Raw genomic sequence first — 19,766 nt, 5'->3', positions numbered from 1 at the left:
TACGGGGAGGGGCCGCCCGCACGACGCGGGCGGCCCCTGCTACGGCCCTGGTACGGCAATGTGCCGATCAGTGTCCGTCGGTTCAGTGTCCGTCGGTTCAGTGTCCGTCGGTGGTGACCTGGTTGGCCGGAATCCAGTACCCGGCGAGTTCCTCCGAGGTGATCCGCACCATAGGCCGTCCGTTGACGACCGCCCGGCGGTCGAACTGGAGGGTGTGCGGCTCGGAGTACTTCAGCGTCTTGAGCGTGCCGGCCACGCCGTTGGCGCCGTAGTTGATCGCCTCGACGGACGCGTTCGCCGCGATGGTGAGGGTGCGGGCCACCCGGTAGGTGACGCTGACGTGCTCACCGCGCAGAAAGACCTTCGGGTAGGACTCGCCGACCCAGTAGCCCTTGTACGCGCCGGCGCTGATCCGATACCAGATGCCCGCGCCCTGGATACGCCGGCGCACGTCGATCGGCGCCTGCGTGGCCCGCGCGAAGACGACCTTCTTCGAGCTGAGGATCTTGTCGGCCTTGGCCTTGTCCCAGCTGCCGTCGGCGTCGGTGTTGAGCTTGTACAGGGTGTGCGTGCCGGCTGCGATGGCGATCGCCGAGCCCGACTTCACGCCCGGCGGGACGTCCTCGATCAGCATGTCCAACTGGTGCGCGAAGACCGAGCTGTTGGTGTGCCAGTGCAGCTGCTGCCACAGCGCGATGTGGTGGTGGTGATACGTGTGCGCCGGGATCCGGTGCGTCTGGCAGTAGTACGAGAACCAGCGCGGGTTGCGCAGCAGCGTGAAGTACCGGGCGATCGTCGTGCAGGCGCCGTCGTACAGCTGTGCGGCGAGCTCGTTGCCGGTCAGCCGGAAGTAGTCCCAGATGCCGAACATGGCGAAGATCATGCCGTTGTACGTGTAGTCGCCCGTGCCGGGGGTCTTGAACGGGTACTCCTGGATCCAGAGGTAGCCCGCCTTGTCCTTGTTCACCACCCACGGGTTCGCGTTGTCGGCGCGCAGCAGCGAGGCGAAGGCGCCGTCGGCGGCCGACTTGTACCGGGCCCGGTCGTCCGCGCTGAGCCCGTCCTCCAACGCCGCGAGCTGGGCGAAGAGGCTGATCGACTCGCCCTGGGCCATGCCGGAGTACCAGGGCGCCTTGTAGACGACACCGCTGTGCTCGGCGTGGGTGAAGTCGAACGGGTACGGGAAGTACCAGGCGCCGCGGGTCTCGACGCGCTTGGCGATCAGCCGGTCGGCCTGGGCCTTGGCGCGCCGGAGGAACGTGGCCTTGCGGGTCGGGTCGGTCTCGACGCGGTAGCTGGTGAGGCAGCCGAGGCCGAACTGGATCTGGCCCACGGGGTGGTCGTAGGACTTCCCGCTCTCCGTGTACTTCATGTACACGCCGTCGGCGTTGAGGTGGTAGGTCCCCGAGGAGAGGTTCGCGTTCGCCCAGGTCGTGGGCCGGTTCCGCCACGGCCGCAGGGCCTCCGGCAGATCCGGGACGATCTGGTAGCCGGCCTTCTTGAACTCGAACGGCAGAGTGGTCGGGACGTCCGTCTCGGTCGGCGTGCCACCCGTGTACGGGATGCGCGTACCGGGACTCGGCGCGCTGACGCTGCCGCCCTCCAGCGGGTCCGGCAGCGGCGGCACGGGAAGCGCCTCCCCGCCCGTGCCGGCCGGCAGGCTCAGCGCGATCGACCGAGGCATGTTGGCGAACGGGTCGGTCGGCGTGGGCGACTCGAAGACACCCGTGGCCATCGCGGTGACGGCCCCGCCCCCCACGGCCGCCGCCCCCGCGGCAGTGCCGCCGGCCAGCCGTATGAACCGTCTCCGGCCATATTCGGCACGCCTCTTTCCAGCCATAACTCTGGTCCCCCCCAAGGGTTTTGATCAGTGGTGATCAAAAAATGATCTTGATTGACGGCGATGTCGATTGATGGATCGTATGTGAAACCTGTGGGCTTCTATGACGGTCAAGAGAAGTTCAACCGAAGGGGGTGGAGGGGTGATTGGGGCATATCGGTGCGTCGACGGATATTCGACGAGTGGTGTGGGGGTTCTGTGATGGAACTGTGATCTGGTGAAAGTGTTGAAGTCGGAAATATGCGCCTGGCGTCCCCTCGGGGGCCAGTAAAGGATCGAGTTCTCTTAACTGATTGTTCGGGGGCGGTGACTTCTGGTGTTCGGGACGGGGGCGGGTCCGGGGATGGGTCTGGGGATGGGGCTGAGGACGGGGTGGAGAGCGGGCCGGGGGATGGGCTGGGGGATGGTTCTGAGGGCGGCCTGGGGGCGTAGGGCTGCCGGTGTCGTATCGGCTGCGCTTCTCATGTCAGGTGCATGCGGAATCGGTCCTTCGACTTCGGCGTACGCGGCCGGGTGCACGGGCGGAGTGGACTCCGACTTCAACGGCGACGGCGTACGCGACACGGCGATCGCGGACCCTCTGGCGACGGTGTCGGGCCAGGAGAAGGCCGGCGCGATCCAGATCGTGCTCGGCGGCGGCAAGGGCGTGACCACGCTGTCGCAGGACACGCCGAACGTCTCCGACGTCGCCGAGGCGGGCGACCAGTTCGGTTTCGCGCTCACCGTGTACGACGCCAACCTCGACGGCTGCAGTGACATCGCTGTCGGGATGCCGTACGAGGACGTCGGGTCGATCCAGGACGCCGGCCTCGTGCAGCTCATCTACGGCTCGACGGCGGGACTGGGCCAGGGGACCACAGGTTCGCTCGGCTTCCGCCAGGGCGCCGACGGCAACATGGCCGACGTCTACGAGGCCGAGGACTGGGTCGGCTACTCCGTCGCGGGCGGGGTGTCGGCGACGGGTGTGCCGTTCCTCGTCATCGGGGTGCCGGGGGAGGACAGCTCGGGGCTCACGGACATGGGGCTCGCGGCGTATGCGGCAGGGGTTACTCCGGTTGTGACGTCGTTCCACCAGAACAGTCCCGGGATGTGGGAGGACGCGGAGGCGTACGACCGCTTCGGTGCCTCGGTCGCCGCCACCAGCCGGTACTTCGTGGTCGGCGCTCCCGGGGAGAGCATCGGAACGGTCGCCTTCGCGGGCGGCCTTCAGGCCCTCCAGCCGTCGCTCAACACAGACGGCGTCCCCAACCCCCTCTACGGCATGGGGCAGGGCCGTACGGGAACCTCCGACACCGCGGCCCAGACGGACGACCGGTACGGCTCCGCCCTTGCGATGGCTCCTTACCGTCCGTCGGGAGCGGCCACCGCCACTGACTCCGTCCTCGCCGTAGGGGTGCCGGGGGAGGACCTCGGCACCACGGTCGACGCTGGGGCGGTGCACATCTACCACATGAAGGCCGACGGCACGGTCGTCCTGCTCAACTGGATCGACCAGAACGCCGAAGGCGTCGAGGAAAAGGCCGAACCCGGTGACTTCTTCGGCCAGCAGCTCGCAGCAGTGAACACCACGCCCAATGCGGTGAGTACGGCGACCACGATGCGCCTTGCCGTGGGCGTACCCGGCGAGGAATCGACGGAGGAGGCCCCGGAGACGGGCGGTGTCCAGGTCTTTTCGCTGATCGGAGCGCCTGGAGCGTCGGACGCCTGGATCGAGCCCGGCAGCGGAATCCCTTCCGGTCCTGCGGCCCGGACGTACGCGGGGATCAGCCTCGGCACCAGTCCGTCGCTGCTGTACGTGGGCCTGCCTTACGGCCCGGTCGATGGGAGGGCGGTCCACGGCTTTCCGTGGAATGTGGCCTCGGGTGGTGCGCCGACGCAGACGTGGAAGCCCGGTGAGGGCGGTATTCCCGCGGGTGGCGTCGCCTTCGGGGCGGCGGTCCGATGAGTTCTCGTCGACCACGTGCCATCCGCTGGAAAGGGCCTTCCGGCGAACGGACTTCGCAGACAGACAGGAGCCGAGTGGAGAGTGGACGCGTGTCCGCAGGCAGACCCAGATCGACACGGCGAGGCCTGGCACTCCGCGCCGCCGCTGCGGCGGCCGTCACCGGCGCGGTGGTGGCCGGGGCCGCGGCTCTCCCGGTCAACGGGGGCAGCTCGGCTCGGGATCAGGCACAGACTGTCGCCGACCAGCCGATGGTGACCGAGCAGCAGGCGATGGCCGTGGCGAAGGAGAGCGGCAAGCAGACGGAGGTCGAGGGGCTGCGTACCGAGCGCAGGGATGTCTTCGCCGAGCCTGACGGCACCTTCACGGCCCGCGAGTACACCGAGCCGGTGCGCACGGTCCAGGCTGGGAAGTGGGTGGACGTCGATGCCAGGCTGGTGAAGCGGGCGGACGGGAGTTGGGGGCCGAAGGCGGCCACGGTGGACCTCAGCTTCTCCGCCGGTGATGCGGGAAAGCCGTTCGTGGCGATGGAGCGGGCGGGCCGTGAGTTCGCGTTGACCTGGCCGTATGGAGATCTGCCCACGCCGACGGTCGAAGGGGACACGGCCACCTACGTCGACGCCCTGCCCGGCGTCGACCTGACCGTGCGCGCCGAGGCCGACGGCTTCGGTCACCTGCTGGTCGTGAAGACGCCCGAGGCTGCGGCCGACCCGAAGCTGGCCCGCCTCGACCTAGGCATGACCACTGAGGGCCTGAAGGTCGCGGAGGATGCCGCCGGGGCGATCGTCGCGGAGGACGCCGCGGTGGGCGGCACGGTCTTCCAGGCGGGCAAGCCCTCGATGTGGGACTCGGCGGCGGTGGAAGAAGCCGCCGCCAAGGAGCAGGGGCCACAAGCCGTCGGGAAAGCGCTGAAGGCGGCAGCAGCGGGCCGGGACGACACCAACACGGCCGCTACCGAGGGTCCTGAGGTCGACCACGTCTCCGAGCCCTCCCTGGGGGGTCCGGGCGGCGGCGGACGTGTGGCGCCGCTTGAGGTGGAGGTGAGCAAGGGCAAGCTGAGCCTGATCCCCGACCAGGATCTCCTCAAGGGAGCCGACACCGTCTTCCCGGTCGTCATCGACCCGATCCAGCGCACCACTTCGCGTACGGCGTGGACGGGCGTGATGTCTGGGATGCCGAGTGAGCAGGACTGGAAGTACTCGGGCAGCGCGGGCGCCGGCAAGTGCCCCACCGACTACAACCCGGTGTCCTGCAACGGAGTCGGCGTGCGCCGCGTGATGTTCACGATGCCGCTGTCCTTCTACAAGAGGAAGCAGATCCTGGGTGCGACCTTCTCCGCACGGGTCGAGCACATCTACAGCGCCTCCCCGACCGCTGAGCCGATCCAGCTGTACCGGATCGGCGGGCAGAACTACTCGCTCTCGTCGTCCAGTAACTGGTCGAACACGTCGGACGACTGGGATGACTATCTGCAGACCGTCGACAAGGCGATCTCCCCGACCTCCTGCTCCAGTCAGGCCAACCTGCACTTCGAGAGCGGTGCGAGCGGCGAGCTGACGAGCGAGATCAAGACGGCCGCCGCGGGTGGCTGGAACTCGATGACGCTCGGTCTGCGGGCGGCCGACGAGTCTCGCTTCGCGGAGTGGAAGCGGATCTGCGGCAACGCGTACCTGTCAGTCAAGTACAACTCCTTGCCGCGCCAGATCAAGACCTCCGACATGTCAACCGACCCTGGCGGCCTCTGCAAGTGGGGTGCGAGCCGTACGTACACCGACACGCCGCCGAAGCTGCAGGCCATCGCGAGCGACCCCGACCACGGCAACGGCCAGACCGACAAGGTGAAGGTCGAGTTCAAGGTCGAGTGGAGCGGAGGCTCGTACACGTACACCACCCCGGACTGGCTCTCCCCGACGGCAGCAACCAAGTTCACGCACACCGTGAAGTCGTCGATCCCGCAGAACACTCCCGTCTATTGGAGCGCACGAGCCTACGACGGGGACGGCTACGGCCCTTGGAGCTCGGAAGGCACGCAGCGCTGCGAGTTCGTCTACGACAAGACGTGGCCCGGCAAGCCTAACGTGCTGTCCAAGCAGTATCCGTCGGACACCGTCTACCACGACGGCGTGGGCACGTACGGCACCTTCATCTTCGCGCCCAACCCGAACGACTCCATCCCTGACACCGACGTCGTCAAGTACCAGTACTCCTTCGACGACGCCGCCCTGGCCACACTCACCCCGGCCTCGGGGGGAGGCTCGGTCTCCACGCAGTGGATGCCGACCCGGTCCGGCCGGCACGTGTTGCGGGTGCTCGCCGTCGACAAGGCGGCGCACTCCAGCGAGAACTACTACGACTTCCTGGTGAGCGAGGGCACCCCGGTCCGCGCCCAGTGGAACCTTGCCGACGAGGAAGGGGACGTCGAGGCACACGACGAGAGCGGCGAGTTCTCGGCGACCGCCGGCACCGCTGTCAGGTTCGGCGTCGACGGCCCGGGCGGCAAGGCCGACAAAGCGGCCCGCCTCGACGGCACCGCCCAGTCCTACCTCGACGCCGGCGAGACCGTGCTCGACACCGCCAAGAGCTTCAGCGTCAGCGCCTGGGTGCGGCCCACCGCGCTGGACAAGAACATGACGGTGATCAGCCAGGACGGAACCGGCGAGCCCGGCTTCACCCTCGGCTACGACACGGTCGCGCGGACCTGGAAGTTCTCCGTACCGGTCAACGACGTGACCTCACTCGGCGAATGGAAAGCCGTCTCCACCGGCGTCTCCGTGGTCAAGGACCAGTGGGTGCTGCTGACCGGCGTGTACGACGCGCAGAAGAGCGGCGGCCCGCAGCTCCAGCTCTACATCAACAAGGACCTGAAGGGCGTCAGCCAACGGCTCTCCACCTGGAGGTCGTACGGTCCGCTGCAGATCGGCCGCACGACGGCCAAGAGCGGCTACCGGGACAACTTCACCGGTGACCTGGCCGAGGTCCGGGTCTTCGATCGGGTCCTGCCGCCGACGCAGGTCGCCGAGCTGATGACTGTCAGGCCGGAGCGGAAGGGCTACTGGCAGCTCGACGACGCGAGCAGTGGAGCCTCTGCCGAGACCGGCGGCGGTCAGGCGTTGACGCTGTCCGGCAATGCGGCGATCTACCGTCCTGCCGACGTGTTCGACAACGCAGCCTTGGTCGGTGACGGCAACCTGCTCCTGGACGGCGACGGGGACTACGCGTCCACCGCCACCGCCCCGGTTACCGGCAACAGCAGTTTCACCGTGACCGCTCGCGCCCAGCTCACCACCCCGGAGGCGGAGAGGTCACAGACGGTGCTGTCCCTGCCGGGGACCAACGCCAACCGCGTTCAGGTGCGTTACCAGGCGGCGACCGGTCAGTGGGAGCTGGCCGTGGCCAAGACGGACGAGGCCGCCCCGGAGATCGTCACCTTCACCAACGACCACGAACTCCCCGACACCGGTGGCTCCGGCCAGCATCTGGCGGTCGTCTACGACGCCTTCGCCAACTCCATTCGCTTGTACGTCGAGGGCGAGCTCGTCGCCGGCGCCTACGGCACGGACGACACCCTGTGGCCCGCCATCGGCGGTCTGCAGGTGGGCCGATCCCTGCTCGGAGACAGCGAGTACTTCGCCGGGGCCATCGACGAGGTGCGCGTCTACAGCGGAGCCGCCGACCCGATCACGGTGGAGCGGATGGCCAGCCTGACGGCCGCGCCTGACATGTGACGGATCGCCATTCCCTCGGTGTGCCGGGACGGTTGCGTCCCGGCACACCCTCCCTTTCCACGACGTGCTCCATCGATCAGGGAGTTGTCCGATGTTCTTCCGTGGCCGCTCACTGAGCCGCCGCATGCCCAGACCGATGCTCGCCGCGACAGTGCTCGGGCTCACGCTCGCGCTGTCCGCGTCCTCGGTCCAGGCCATGGCGCTCGACGACGGCGCCCGGGGCCGCACCAGCCGCCCCGGCGTCCAGGACGACGGCGATCCCGCCAAGGGATCGGACGCGAAAGCGAGGTCCCGCCCCTCCGACCCGGCGCACAAGGCCGCGGTCACGGGGCTCGACAAGGCAGTGTGGCCCGAGCAGGGCGGCACCGAGGTGCAGCTCGGGCGAACCGCAAAGGCCGGCGGACTGCCGGTCAGCCTCGGAAAGCCTCAGAGCAAGGCCGCGAATGCCGTGGACAAGGTCAGTGTCGATGTCCTCGACCCGAAGCGCACCGCTCAACTCGGCGCGGGTGTCCTCCTCGACGTTGCGCGCGCCGATGACGTGGGCAAGGCCGCCAAGGTCCGGCTGACGGTCGACTACTCGGAGTTCGCCGAGGGGTTCGGCGGCTCCTACGCCTCTCGTCTCCAACTGGTCCAGCTGCCCGCCTGCGCCTTGGTCGCCATCCCGGGCAGCAAGGCGTGTCCGCAGCAGCCCACGATGCTGCCGACGGTGAACGACGTGGAGGCGGGCACCGTCTCCGCCGACGTGACAGCCGCCCCGGCTCCGGTCGATGGGGTGTCCACGATGGCGGCCGACGCGACGTCTCTGGTGGCGGTGGCGGCGGGTCCGTCGAGTGCGCAGGGCACGTACAAGGCCACAGCCCTCGCCCCTTCGTCGAGCTGGAATGTCGCACCCTCCTCGGGCGGGTTCAGCTGGAGCTATCCGCTGACCTCGGTCCCCACTCCCGGCGGCTTGGTCCCCACGGTGGGTCTCGGCTACTCCTCCCAGTCGGCGGACGGCCGTACGTCGGCCACCAACAACCAGGGCTCCTGGCTCGGTGAGGGCTTCTCCTACGATCCCGGCTACATCGAGCGCCGCTACAAGCCCTGTTCCGACGACGGGCACGACGGTTCCGGCGAGCAGTGCTGGGCGTTCGAGAACGCCACGATCATGCTCAACGGCATGTCGGGCGAGCTGGTCAAGGACGACACGACCGACAAGTGGCATCTGTCGTCCGATGACGGCACCAAGGTCGAGAGGCTGACCGGAGCCACCAACGGCGACGACGGCAGCGCTGGCGACAAGGGCGAGCACTGGAAGATCACCACCCCGGAGGGCACCGAGTACTACTTCGGTCTGAACCGCTTGCCGGGCTGGGCCACGGGCAACGAGGAGACCAACTCGGTCTGGACGGCCCCGGTGTTCGGCGACGACTCCGGTGAGCCCTGTTACAACGCCACCTTCACCAGCGCGTACTGCCAGCAGGCGTGGCGCTGGAGCCTGGACTACGTCAAGGACACGCACGGCAACGTGATGTCCTACTTCTACGACCGCGAGACCAACTACTACGCGCTGAACGGCAAGACGGACGTCAACGGCACCGCGTATCACCGCGGCGGCTACCTCAAGCGCATCGACTACGGTCAGCAGGACACGAAGGTCTACGCCGCGAAGGCTCCGGCCCGGGTCGTCTTCAACACCGCGGAACGCTGCCTGCCGACAAGCGACTTCGACTGCGCTGAAAGCAAGCGCACCAAGGCGAACGCCTCCTACTGGCCGGACGTTCCGGTGGACCAGGAGTGCAAGTCGGGCACGAAGTGCACCTCGCCGGTCCAGACGTTCTGGACGACGAAGCGGCTGACGTCGATCGTCACGCAGATGCGCAAGGACGCCACGACCTACTCGGACGTGGACGCCTGGAGCTTCACACACCTGTTCACGGACAACGGCGACGACTCCAAAACGCTGTGGTTGTCGAAGATCGACCATGAGGGCCGGGCCGGTACGGCGGTGAAACTGCCTTCGGTGGAGCTCTTCGGGGAGCAACTCGCCAACCGGGTCGACGCCGTCGGCGACAACATCGCCCCGTTCCATCGCTTCCGCCTCTCGATGGTCCTCAGCGAGACGGGCGCCCAACTCGACGTGACCTACGCGCCCGTCGACTGCGCGAAAGCCTCGCTGCCCAAGCCGGGCGAGTCGACCAAACGCTGCTATCCGGTGAAGTGGGCCCCGCCGGGTTACGTGGATCCGATCACGGACTGGTTCCACAAGTACGTCGTGTCGGCGGTCATCGAGACCGACCGCACGGGCGGCGGCGACTCGATGGTCACCCGTTACGACTACCAGGGCGACGCCGCGTGGCGTAAGACGAAGCCGGACGGCATCACAGATGACAAGTACCTGACCTGGGGTGGCTGGCAAGGCTACGGCAAGGTCAAGGTCACGAGCGGCAGCTCGGACAAGCAGAAGACCCGAGTCGACTACACGTACCTGCAAGGCATGGACGGCGACAAGGACGCCGACGGCAATACCCGCTCGGTGACCTTCAAAGACTCCACGGGAGCCTCCTACACGGATGCGGAGGAGTTCACCGGCCACCAGTTGGAGGCGGCGACCTACGACGGCGGCAAGCTGGTCTCCAAGACGATCGACACCCCGTGGAAGCACTACACGGCCACCCAGACCAAGAGCTGGGGCACTACCCACGCGGCGATCGTGCGCAGTCAGACCGGCCGTGGCTTCAGCCTGAAGTCCGACGGCACCTGGCGCGAGACGAAGTCCTCGACGACGTACGACACGTCCAACGGCACCGGCCGCGTCCTGGAGGTCGATGACCTGGGCGACGTCTCCACCGCCAAGGACGACACCTGCACCCGTACCACCTACGCGGACAACGCTGCGAAGAACATCCTCTCGCTGCCCGCGCGCAGCGAGTCCGTCACCGTGAAGTGCGCGACGACCCCCGACCGCAGGACCCAGGTACTGGCGGACGAGCGCACCTCCTACGACAAGGGTGCGTTCGGCACGGCGCCCACGAAGGGCGACGCGACCAAGACCGAGCGGATGACGTCGCACGACGGCACCACGGCGACGTACCAGGTCACCGGCGCCACCACCTACGACGACTTCGGCCGCCCGCTGTCCCAGCAGGACGCCAAGCAGTACGGGACGACGAGCGAGACGAAGACTGTCTACACCGAGACGAACGGCCTGTTGTCGAAGACGGTCGTCACCAACGCGCTCGGCCACACCACCATGACCGACTTCGCTCAGGCGTGGGGCATGTCGGCCGGCCAGACCGACCCCAACGGCAAGCGCACCGATCTCGCCTACGACGCCTTGGGTCGCCTGACCTCCGTATGGCTGGCGGACCGGGCGAGCAAGCAGACGCCGAGCATCAAGTACTCGTACAACGTCCGCAAGGACAAGGTCACTTCGATCAAAACGGAGAAGATCGAGAACGACGGCACCTACGGCGCCGAGTACCAGCTCTACGACAGCATGCTCAGGCCCCGGCAGATCCAGACCGAAGGTCCCGACGGCACCCGCATGGTCGCCGACACGTTCTACGACGCGACCGGCAACGTGAGGAAGACCAACTCGACCTACAACGCGGCCGGTGCGGCCGAGGGCGAGCTGTTCCTCGTGAGCGACAGCCAGGTGGGCTCACAGAACCTGATCGAGTACGACGGCCTGGGCCGGACCACGGCTGACATCTTCGCAGTCTCGGGCGCCGAGCAGTGGCGCACCACGACCGCCTACGACGGCGAGTCGACCCATGTGAACCCGCCGACCGGCGGCGTGCCCACGACGACGATCACCGACGGCCAGGGCAACGTCTCCGAGATACGCCACTACCAGGGTTCCTCGCCCGGTGCAGGGGTGCCGTACGACTCGACGAAGTACACCTACAACACGGCGGGCCTGCTGGAGACGGTCACCGACGCCAAGAACAACGTGTGGCGTTACGAGTACGACCAGCTGGGCCGCAAGAAGCTGAGTGTCGATCCCGACGCGGGCACGTCACGCACGGAGTACGACGAGCTGGACCGCCCGATCGCCACGTACGACGGACGCAACAAGAAGACCTCCACGGTCTACGACGAGCTCGGACGCGTTCTCTCGACGTGGCAGGGCGACGCCGGCACCGGCACCAAGCTGAGCGAGACCAGGTACGACAAGGCGGGTTGGCTGGGCCAGGCCTACGGCTTCCTCAGCTACATCTCGCCGACGGAGTACTTCGCCACGGTCGTCCAGTCGATGGACTCGCTCTACCGCCCGCTGAAAACCGCCTATCAGATCCCCGCCTCCCAGGGTTCCCTGGCCGGCACGTACGCCTTCACCACCACGTATCACACCGACGGAACGGTCCAGACCGCAGGCATGCCCGCCATCGGCGATCTGCCGGCGGAGAGTCTGGTCTACACGTACGACGACCTGCAGCGGCCGACGTCGATGACAGGCAACGTCAACTCGTACGTCACCAACACCGTCTATTCCAGGACCAGCCAACTCCAGCAGTTGGAACTGTCCAACGGCAGCGGCAAGAAGACCTGGCAGACCTTCAACTACGAGACGGGCACCGACCGGCTGACCCGCTCGGTGGTCGACGTCTACGGCGCGACCGCCCCGGCGAAGGACTCGCACTACTCCTACGATCAGGCGGGCAACGTCCTGTCCATCGCGGACACGGCGAACACCTCGACGCCGGACGTGCAGTGTTTCGCGTACGACGGCCGGCAGCGACTGTCGGACGCCTGGACTCCGGCGGCCACTGCGACGACCGCGGCCGGCTCAGGCACCCGTGGCACCACCACTCCGGTGGAGGGCACCGGCCCCACGGCCTGTGACGCCGCAGCCGGTTCGAGCGCGCTAGGCGGCCCGGCCCCGTACTGGATGTCGTACGAGACGGACGCCATCGGCAACCGGGTTTCCGAGACCAACCACGACACCGGTCTCGACGCGGCCAAGAACATCACCCGCAGCTACGAGTATGGCGGCGCGGGCGCACTCGGCGACGGACCGCACCAGGTCACCAAGGTCGTGGAGAAGACCCCGACCGGGGACAGGCAGTCGACGTACGAGTACGACGACGCGGGCAACACCACCAAGCGCACCATCGGCGGCAATGCCCAGTCCCTGACCTGGAACGACGCGGGCAAGGTCAGCGAAGTCACCGAGGCGAGCGGCTCGAAGACCAGCTACGTGTACGACGCGTCCGGAAACCGCCTCGTGCGCAAGGACCCGTCCGGCACGACCGTCTACCTGCCGGGCACCGAACTGAAGCTGTCGGCCGACGGCACCAAGATGGAAGCCACCCGCTACTACGAATACGCCGGTCAGACCGTCGCGGTCCGTACAGCGGCGAAGCTCTCCTTCGTCGCCGCCGACCACCACGGCACGGGCGAGCTGGCGATCGACGCTGCGACCGGCGCGATCTCCCAGCGACGCTTCGACCCCTTCGGTGTCGAACGCGGCGAGAAACTCGGCCCCTGGCCCGGCGAGAAGGGCTACGTCGGCGGCACGATCGACGCCTCGACCGGCCTGACCCACTTGGGAGCCCGGGAGTACGACACGACGATCGGCAAGTTCATCTCGGTCGACCCGATCATCGACTACACCCAACCGCAACAGATCAACGGCTATGCTTACGCCAACAACTCGCCGGTCACGGAGGCGGACCCCTCTGGACTGATGGTCGTCGACTGCCGGGAAAGCAAGATGCACTGCCCCGGTGCGCCTTCTGTCCCTTCCGTCTCGGATGTCAGCCAGGCGCAGTCCGACGTCAGCGTGGCGTCTGGGGACGTGGCGGCGGCACAGTCCCAACAGTCCTCCGCCAAGCGGCGCATGCAGTCCGCTGGCAAGGCGCTGATCAAGATAGCCCGGGACATCCTGGGCGTGGACGCGGCCCTGGACTGCATCTCCAGCGGTGACGTCGGTGCCTGCGGCGAAACCCTGCTCAACATCGCAGGCAGCTTCGCGGGCGGCCTGGCCGGCAAGATCATGGCCAAGTACGGTGCCCCGTGGAAGTGGGCCAAGGGCCTCAGACTCGTCAAGCGAGTGACCGGCCTGGTCAAGGACCTGATCGGCGGTGCGAAGGGCCTCTTCAAGGCGAACAAGGCCCTGGGCAAGGCGAGGATGGGGCTGGCCAAGGCCACGGAGAAACTGGCGGAGGCCAGAAAGAAGGCCGCGGCGGCCCTCAAGAAGAACAAGACGGTGGATGGGGACGAATCAGATAGCCTCATGAGGCAGGCCGGAGGCGGCCGTTTTAGCAGTGCCAAGAAGTTGCCCATGACGATGGAGTGCGTCTGCCAGGTTGCTGAAAAGTACGGCATCGAGATATCTGATCTCAACATAAAAATCGATAAGGCGAAAGCGGGATTCTACGGCTCCACCGCTCCTAACAGGCGGGTTACCCTGACTCGCGATGCTTTCCGGAGTGAGGAGCAACTTGCGAGGACGCTTGTACACGAACGGAAGCATGTCGAGGATTTGCGCAACGGAGCTCCCTATCCGAAGGATTACGATGCCGGCAACATCTGGGAGACAGAGGCCCACGCTTTTGAGGACAACTGGTGGGAGACTGTAGGAAAGGGAGTGGAATGAGCGATTTCGCCGCGTGGATGGATGAATACCAGAGGGCATATGAGAGCCCTCAGTCCGTCGAAACGCGCCCTTGCCCTCACTGTGGGACTCTCGCCCTGCGGCTTGCTTTCGTTGTTCGTTCCCAGGATGCAGAGAACGGGATGGCGGCGTTCTGGTGCTCTGCGTGCCTCATGGGCTTGGTGCCGCTGAGTGCTCCGGTGCCTGAGGGTGGGGAACGGCGAGTCAGGGGAACCGAGGTGATCCCGAACTACACGTTGATCCTGGATGCAGAGGACTCCCCCTGAGGCTTGCCGTTGAACGTCCTCGCGGGCCCGGCACTCGAACCGGGCTCCGGGGTCGACCGGCAACAAGGACTACGACAACGCCGAGGAAGACGTCGACATACCGGCGGGCGCGCGAGGCATGGTCGCCCTGAAGAGAACATGGGGATAGGGAGCGCCTTGATTGAGGGAGAAGAGCGCTGGACGCCGTTCTCGCTGAGATCTTGCTGAGCAAGAAGGTGGGGGTGGCTCATATGCGGCTGGTCGGCGACCTCATCTCGGTGAGTGCCCAGCTGAACATGGGCATGCAGGGGAGGGCTGGCCTCACATTGGATGCGCGCGTTGAGATCGCTGAGGCAGTTCTGCCGCTGGAGGATGGGTACCAGACCGCTTGGCGGGCGGTCGACGCCGCGTCCGATATCGAACGGCGCATTCCCGAGTTGCGCAGGCTTCAAGCAGCGCTGACAGACGCGGTGGATGGCGTCGTCCGAGTCGCCCGACAGTTCGGAATCCAGGCGGAACCCCGCTACCTTGACGATGGCAAGGGGTAGGACAGCCGACAGGGCGGGGTCCGGTTTGACGAGGCAAACCGGACCCCGTACGCGTAGAGGTGGTGCGGAGTAACGCCCATGGTGGCCGACTGAGGCTGATCAGAAAACCTCAGGTTGCGAGACGCGCGAATGCGTTTCGGCGAAATGCTAGCTATCGCTAATCTGCTGAATTCGGACCTGTGTGAGTGTGATCGACGAAATCCTGCCAAGGTGCATTGCCGTCGCCTGTGGTCGGATCAGTAATTCGTTGTGCCGAAGATTTGGGACGGTGGGCCCTGCTTATTCCGGCGCTCGCAGGTTTCCTATCAGCGCGGTGAGTGGGCGCATGTTGGTGGCGATGATTGACTTCGGGTCGTCGCTTTCGCGCAAAAATATCGTTCCGGTGGGAGTAGCGGCGAGATAGATGCACGATGAGGCTTCCTCGCTGTATGTGGATTTCTGCCAGTTGAGTTCGGTCATGGCTTGGCCTTCAGGTGTCTTGGGTGATGCGGTGGATTAGGTCGCGGGAAGGGGCGGGTTCCAGGGTGGCCTGCTCCATGCGGTCCAGGATGAGTCGGTACTTGGCCAACTGTGCGACGGAGTCGATAAGTTCACTGCCGTGGGCCGCGTCGAGCTGGGCGGTGTTGAGGGCGGGGACCGGTCCGTGCGCGTAGTCCAGGCCGTGGCCGACGGTGGGGAAGGCTGTGCCGTAGAACGGGATCACCCGGACGGCGACGTGGGGTTGTTCGCTCATCTTCATGACGTGGTCTAGTTGGGCGCGAGCCACTTCCCGGCCGCCGAAGCCCATTCGTAGGGCGGCTTCGTGGATTATTGCCGTGCACTGCGGTGGCTCCCTCTGGGGAGGTGTTGCCCGCACTCGTTTTGGTTTCCGTGTTCGGTTGAACATGTTCACGGCAGTTCAGTGACGCCATTCGTAGGCGCCTGGTGAAGTCCTCCTGACCTGGCTCGGCCATGTCCGGAGAACTTCGCTCAGCCGCCAGCGTTGTTCTTCGATCCATCCCTCCCCTGCGGCGATAGGGATGATCGCGGAGGTTCCGGAAGCAGATGCGTCCTCGACGTGAATGATGGGAAGATTGGGATCATCTTCGGAAAAGTCAATCTTGATGACCGGGCCATTTCCTGTGTCCAGCCAATCCGAGACGCGGCCTGCGTCGAGGGCATCCAGGGTGCGGGACCAGGATTCCAGATCTGCGGGGTAGAAACAGATATCGAGTCGCCCGCTGATGAAACTGCTCTCAATAATGGCTTGTGCATCGAGCAAGTCGTGTGTCGGCAGGATTCCGGGGCTGCGCCGCCCCAAGACTCGCACGCGGAAGGTGTTCTCGCCATCCGACATTCTAATCAGATCTGCAGCGTTGTCTTCAGGAGTCATACCCTAACCTTACCCGTCTGCACTATGGTCGCGCAGCCTTCCTTTCGCTGATGAGAGGGATCGCATTCCGGGCGCGTGAACGATTTCCGGCGTAGCAATGTCTGGTCTGGTGCTCCGTTGCTTATGTACGTGCCCGGAAGGCGGTTATCAGTGCGGCGAATTGGCGCGTACCGAGGGTTACGACGGTTTCCGGTTCATCGCTTTCGCGGAGGAGGACTGTTCCGGCGGAGGCGGCGGCAAGGTAGATGCACGCGGAGGCCTCCTGGCTGTACGTGGACTTCTGCCAGTGCAGTTCGGGCACGGAGGGCTCCTTCAGAGGTCTTTGACGAGTTGGGAGATGAAGTCGCGGGACTTGGCCGGTGGCAGGGCTGATTGGGTCGTGCGGTCCAGGATCAGGCGATAGCGCTCCAACTGGGCTGGGGAATCGATGAGTTCCGCGCCGTGGTCGGTGTCGAGCTGGACGGTGTCCAGTTGTCGTACCTGGCCGTGGAAGTAGTCGACACCCTGACCCGAGGTGTGGAAGGGGCCGCTGACGAAGGGGATGACAGCGATCGTGACGTGGTCCAGTTCGCTGATCTCATTGAGGTGCTGGAGCTGTGTCCGGACGGTGGCGCCGTCGCCGACGTGCATGCGGAGTGCGGCCTCGTGGATGATCGCCGTGTAGGGCGGCGGTTGTTCGCGGTGCAGGATCTCCTGGCGCTTGATCCGGTGGGAGACGCGGTGCTCGATCTCATGTGGCTTCAGCGGTGGCACCGTGTGGCCGAAGAGGGCACGGGCGTGGCCGGCGGTCTGGAGCAAGCCGGGAATGTTGATGACGTGGGCCACGCGTAGCGCGGTGGCGTGGTGCTCGACCTCGGTCAGGTCCAGTACGTGGGGGGACAGGATGTCCCGGTACTCCTCCCACCAACCGCGCCGCCGTTCGCCGGTCATTGCGGCGAGAGCCTCGGTCAAAGGCTCGTCGGTGCAGTCGTAGTGCCGGGCGATGGTGCGGACGCGGTCGGCGCTGACTCCATAACGCCCCGCCTCGATGTTGCTTACGCGCGATTGCGTGGCCCCGAGTAGTGCCGCGGCCTGGGTGGCGGTGAGGTCGGCCCGCTCACGAAGCCTGCGCAACTCGACTCCGAGGCGCCGGCGCCGGGCGGTGGGGAGAGGGCTGGGCTGCGGCATTGGCTGCGACTTCCCGTTCGTACGTACGTCGTGCGGTTCACCCACACGAATGCAATATGGACTATTTTCCCTGCACTCCATGGAATGTAGTCCATGAAGTGTTCTACGGTCAGGGACCAAGCCGCTCAACCATCCCCGCCGATAACCCGGAAGCGCACCGCGCCGCACCTCACGTGTGCGCGGCACTGCCACCGCCCGGCCGGGTCGTCGAGCGAACCGGCGAACCAACTTCCCCCACCGCAGGAGGCGTTCATGGTCACCGTATCCCCGTCGGAGTGCGAAGCGGTTCCAACTTGGGCGTACGTGCTTCAACTGCCCCATGATCCCCGCGCCGCGCGCATCGCCCGTGTCACCCTCCGTGCCGTTCTCGTCGGGCACGGCATGCGCCACCTCCAAGACTCCGCCGAACTGTTGGCCACGGAACTCGTCACCAACGCCTACCGGCACTCCACCGGCCCCGCCGCCCTTCGCCTGCGCGGTCTCGGCCGTAGTCGGCTCCGGGTGAGCGTCTGGGACGCTAACCCCCACATCCCGCCCCCCTTCGACGATCGGTCCGGGTCCCGCCGTCTCCCTGTTCCGGCGGGCTCTGACGCCGAGGGTGGGCGCGGGCTCTTTCTCGTATGCCATTACGCCGAGACGTGGGGCGGGTATCCGCTCCGCGACGCCCCATCCGGGGGTGGCGGGAAGCTTCTGTGGTGCGAGGTGGGTGGGGGAGCGTGACGAGGGGCGGGCGGCTGTCACACCCCGCCGCTAGCTTGATCAAGCGACACGCTCTGTGACCAGTGGAGGATCGTGGTGACCAGCATGTCCGTGCACCCCCGGGGCATTGACGTCCCGCCGAGCGGATCCTTCGGAGACATACTCCGGATCGTCGAGAAACTGGACACCCCGGCCGGATACAAGGCCGAGCTTGTCCGGGGGAAGATCGTCGTTTCGCCGGGGCCGAAACTGCGCTACATGAAGGTCATGAAGTCGCTCCGGCGTCAGCTGGAGCCGCATGCCCCGGAAGGGCACGGCGTGGACGTGGCCCCCTTCCTCTTCGCTTTCCCCGGCTCCGAGCGCGCATACGGGCCTGACCTGCACGTCGCCGACGAATCCGCCTTCGACGCCGAAGGCCGGCACGCCGACGGCACCGCTCTCTCGCTCGCCGCCGAGCTGACCTCGGACTCCACCAAGGACGTCGACTGGCTCGACAAGATGGAGACGTACGGGAGGGTCGTGCCCGTGTATCTGCTGCTGGATATGCGGGTCGGGGAGGTCAACGTCCTCTGGGATCCGTCTCCCAAGGGGTACCGGTCGCGGACCAACGTTCCCTTCGGGCGGCCCGTGCGAATCCCCGCCCCCTTCGATTTCGAGCTCGACACGTCCGGGTTCGCCGTCGAGGAGGCCGAGAACCCGGAAGACGAGCAGAGGTGAGGGAGAGGGGGCTGGGCCCCGGCCCGGTTTGACCCCCGAAGGCACGCCCCGTAGCCTTGACCCTCGGCGTGTCGACTGGCATGCCACATCCCCGTAAACCTTTTCCTCCTGGTCGCCGGTACCTCGGTGGTCGGGAGAGGCCGTCCGTGTTCGTTCCCGGGTGGCTGGACTTCGGGGGTGCCGTCCCAGAGCGAGAGAGTGAGATCCGCGTGTACGCCATCGTGCGCAGCGGTGGTCGCCAGCACAAGGTTGCTGTCGGCGACATCGTTGAGGTTGACAAGATTTCCACTGCCAAGGTTGGCGACACGGTCGAGCTCTCGACCCTGCTCGTTGTCGACGGCGACGCTGTGACCAGCGACCCGTGGGTGCTGGCCGGCATCAAGGTCCAGGCCGAGGTCGTGGACCACCACAAGGGCGTCAAGATCGACATCCTTCGCTACAAGAACAAGACCGGCTACCGCCGTCGTCAGGGCCACCGCCAGCAGTACACGGCGATCAAGGTCACTGAGATCCCCGCGGCTGCGAAGTAAGGGACTGAGGAGACATGGCACACAAGAAGGGCGCATCGTCCACCCGGAACGGTCGCGACTCCAATGCCCAGCGGCTCGGCGTGAAGCGCTTCGGCGGTCAGGTCGTCAACGCGGGTGAGATCCTGGTCCGCCAGCGCGGCACGCACTTCCACCCCGGCGCGGGCGTCGGCCGTGGCGGCGACGACACGCTGTTCGCCCTGCAGGCCGGTTCGGTGCAGTTCGGCACCCACCGTGGCCGCAAGGTCGTGAACATCGTCCCGGTCGCCTGAATCAGTCGCATCACCTGCGTCACCTGATTCACGGCTCAGACCGAGCGTTTCGCGAGGCGGACCTCACTTCCCCTACGGGAAGGCGGGTCCGCCTTTCGCGTGTTAGAGCAG

The 19,766-nt window shown here is 66.4% G+C and carries 14 protein-coding genes; 8 read left to right on the top strand and 6 right to left on the bottom strand.

What is annotated here, in order from left to right; translation table 11 throughout:
* Positions 1 to 97: 97 nt before the first annotated feature.
* Positions 98 to 1,735, bottom strand: coding sequence for a D-glucuronyl C5-epimerase family protein (locus tag ACIBAF_RS04020; RefSeq protein ID WP_399461516.1), 1,638 nt, complete (start codon positions 1,733 to 1,735; stop codon positions 98 to 100).
* Positions 1,736 to 2,366: 631 nt separating this feature from the next.
* On the opposite strand from ACIBAF_RS04020, the gene ACIBAF_RS04015 reads away from it, so the two are divergent.
* The 4 genes from ACIBAF_RS04015 to ACIBAF_RS04000 all read left to right on the top strand — a co-directional run bounded on the left by ACIBAF_RS04015 (position 2,367) and on the right by ACIBAF_RS04000 (position 14,901).
* A complete protein-coding gene (locus ACIBAF_RS04015) occupies positions 2,367 to 3,785 on the top strand; it encodes a VCBS repeat-containing protein (protein WP_399461515.1) in 1,419 nt (472 codons plus the stop codon).
* Positions 3,786 to 3,874: 89 nt separating this feature from the next.
* Positions 3,875 to 7,507: a LamG domain-containing protein gene (locus tag ACIBAF_RS04010; protein WP_399461514.1), complete on the top strand. Its 3,633-nt coding sequence runs from the start codon at positions 3,875 to 3,877 to the stop codon at positions 7,505 to 7,507.
* 124 nt (positions 7,508 to 7,631) lie between these two features.
* The gene (locus ACIBAF_RS04005; protein ID WP_399461513.1) at positions 7,632 to 14,090 is read left to right on the top strand and encodes an RHS repeat domain-containing protein; all 6,459 of its coding nucleotides are present in this window, start codon (positions 7,632 to 7,634) and stop codon (positions 14,088 to 14,090) included.
* A 484-nt stretch (positions 14,091 to 14,574) separates the two neighbouring features.
* Positions 14,575 to 14,901 (top strand): hypothetical protein, encoded by a 327-nt coding sequence (locus ACIBAF_RS04000; protein WP_399461512.1) that lies wholly within the window; start codon positions 14,575 to 14,577, stop codon positions 14,899 to 14,901.
* Between the two features lie 279 nt (positions 14,902 to 15,180).
* On the opposite strand, the gene ACIBAF_RS03995 is transcribed toward ACIBAF_RS04000, so the two are convergent.
* The 5 genes from ACIBAF_RS03995 to ACIBAF_RS03975 all read right to left on the bottom strand — a co-directional run bounded on the left by ACIBAF_RS03995 (position 15,181) and on the right by ACIBAF_RS03975 (position 17,440).
* Complete coding sequence (locus ACIBAF_RS03995) at positions 15,181 to 15,360, bottom strand: DUF397 domain-containing protein (RefSeq protein WP_399461511.1); 180 nt, start codon at positions 15,358 to 15,360, stop codon at positions 15,181 to 15,183.
* A 10-nt stretch (positions 15,361 to 15,370) separates the two neighbouring features.
* Positions 15,371 to 15,787, bottom strand: a complete 417-nt coding sequence (locus ACIBAF_RS03990; protein ID WP_399461615.1) for a DUF5753 domain-containing protein — start codon at positions 15,785 to 15,787, stop codon at positions 15,371 to 15,373.
* Between the two features lie 12 nt (positions 15,788 to 15,799).
* Positions 15,800 to 16,273 (bottom strand): DUF5959 family protein, encoded by a 474-nt coding sequence (locus ACIBAF_RS03985; RefSeq protein ID WP_399461510.1) that lies wholly within the window; start codon positions 16,271 to 16,273, stop codon positions 15,800 to 15,802.
* Between the two features lie 121 nt (positions 16,274 to 16,394).
* Positions 16,395 to 16,574, bottom strand: a complete 180-nt coding sequence (locus ACIBAF_RS03980; RefSeq protein ID WP_399461509.1) for a DUF397 domain-containing protein — start codon at positions 16,572 to 16,574, stop codon at positions 16,395 to 16,397.
* An 11-nt stretch (positions 16,575 to 16,585) separates the two neighbouring features.
* On the bottom strand, positions 16,586 to 17,440 hold the full coding sequence (locus tag ACIBAF_RS03975) for a helix-turn-helix domain-containing protein (protein ID WP_399461508.1): 855 nt from the start codon (positions 17,438 to 17,440) through the stop codon (positions 16,586 to 16,588).
* A 252-nt stretch (positions 17,441 to 17,692) separates the two neighbouring features.
* Here ACIBAF_RS03975 and ACIBAF_RS03970 point away from each other — a divergent pair, with 252 nt between their 5' ends.
* From ACIBAF_RS03970 to rpmA, 4 genes are all read left to right on the top strand, one after another.
* Positions 17,693 to 18,160 carry an ATP-binding protein gene (locus ACIBAF_RS03970; RefSeq protein ID WP_399461507.1) on the top strand — a complete coding sequence of 156 codons (468 nt, stop codon included), beginning with the start codon at positions 17,693 to 17,695 and terminating at the stop codon, positions 18,158 to 18,160.
* Between the two features lie 84 nt (positions 18,161 to 18,244).
* Positions 18,245 to 18,856, top strand: a complete 612-nt coding sequence (locus ACIBAF_RS03965) for a Uma2 family endonuclease (RefSeq protein ID WP_399461614.1) — start codon at positions 18,245 to 18,247, stop codon at positions 18,854 to 18,856.
* A gap of 209 nt (positions 18,857 to 19,065) precedes the next feature.
* The gene (rplU, locus tag ACIBAF_RS03960; protein WP_007381993.1) at positions 19,066 to 19,386 is read left to right on the top strand and encodes a 50S ribosomal protein L21; all 321 of its coding nucleotides are present in this window, start codon (positions 19,066 to 19,068) and stop codon (positions 19,384 to 19,386) included.
* A 14-nt stretch (positions 19,387 to 19,400) separates the two neighbouring features.
* The gene (gene rpmA / locus ACIBAF_RS03955; RefSeq protein ID WP_010041940.1) at positions 19,401 to 19,655 is read left to right on the top strand and encodes a 50S ribosomal protein L27; all 255 of its coding nucleotides are present in this window, start codon (positions 19,401 to 19,403) and stop codon (positions 19,653 to 19,655) included.
* The last annotated feature ends 111 nt before the right edge of the window (positions 19,656 to 19,766 follow it).

This window comes from Streptomyces sp. NPDC051677 (genome assembly GCF_044453465.1).
GTDB lineage: Bacteria > Actinomycetota > Actinomycetes > Streptomycetales > Streptomycetaceae > Streptomyces.
Note: the sequence above shows the minus strand (reverse complement) of the source record. Positions and strands in the feature narration are given on the sequence as shown.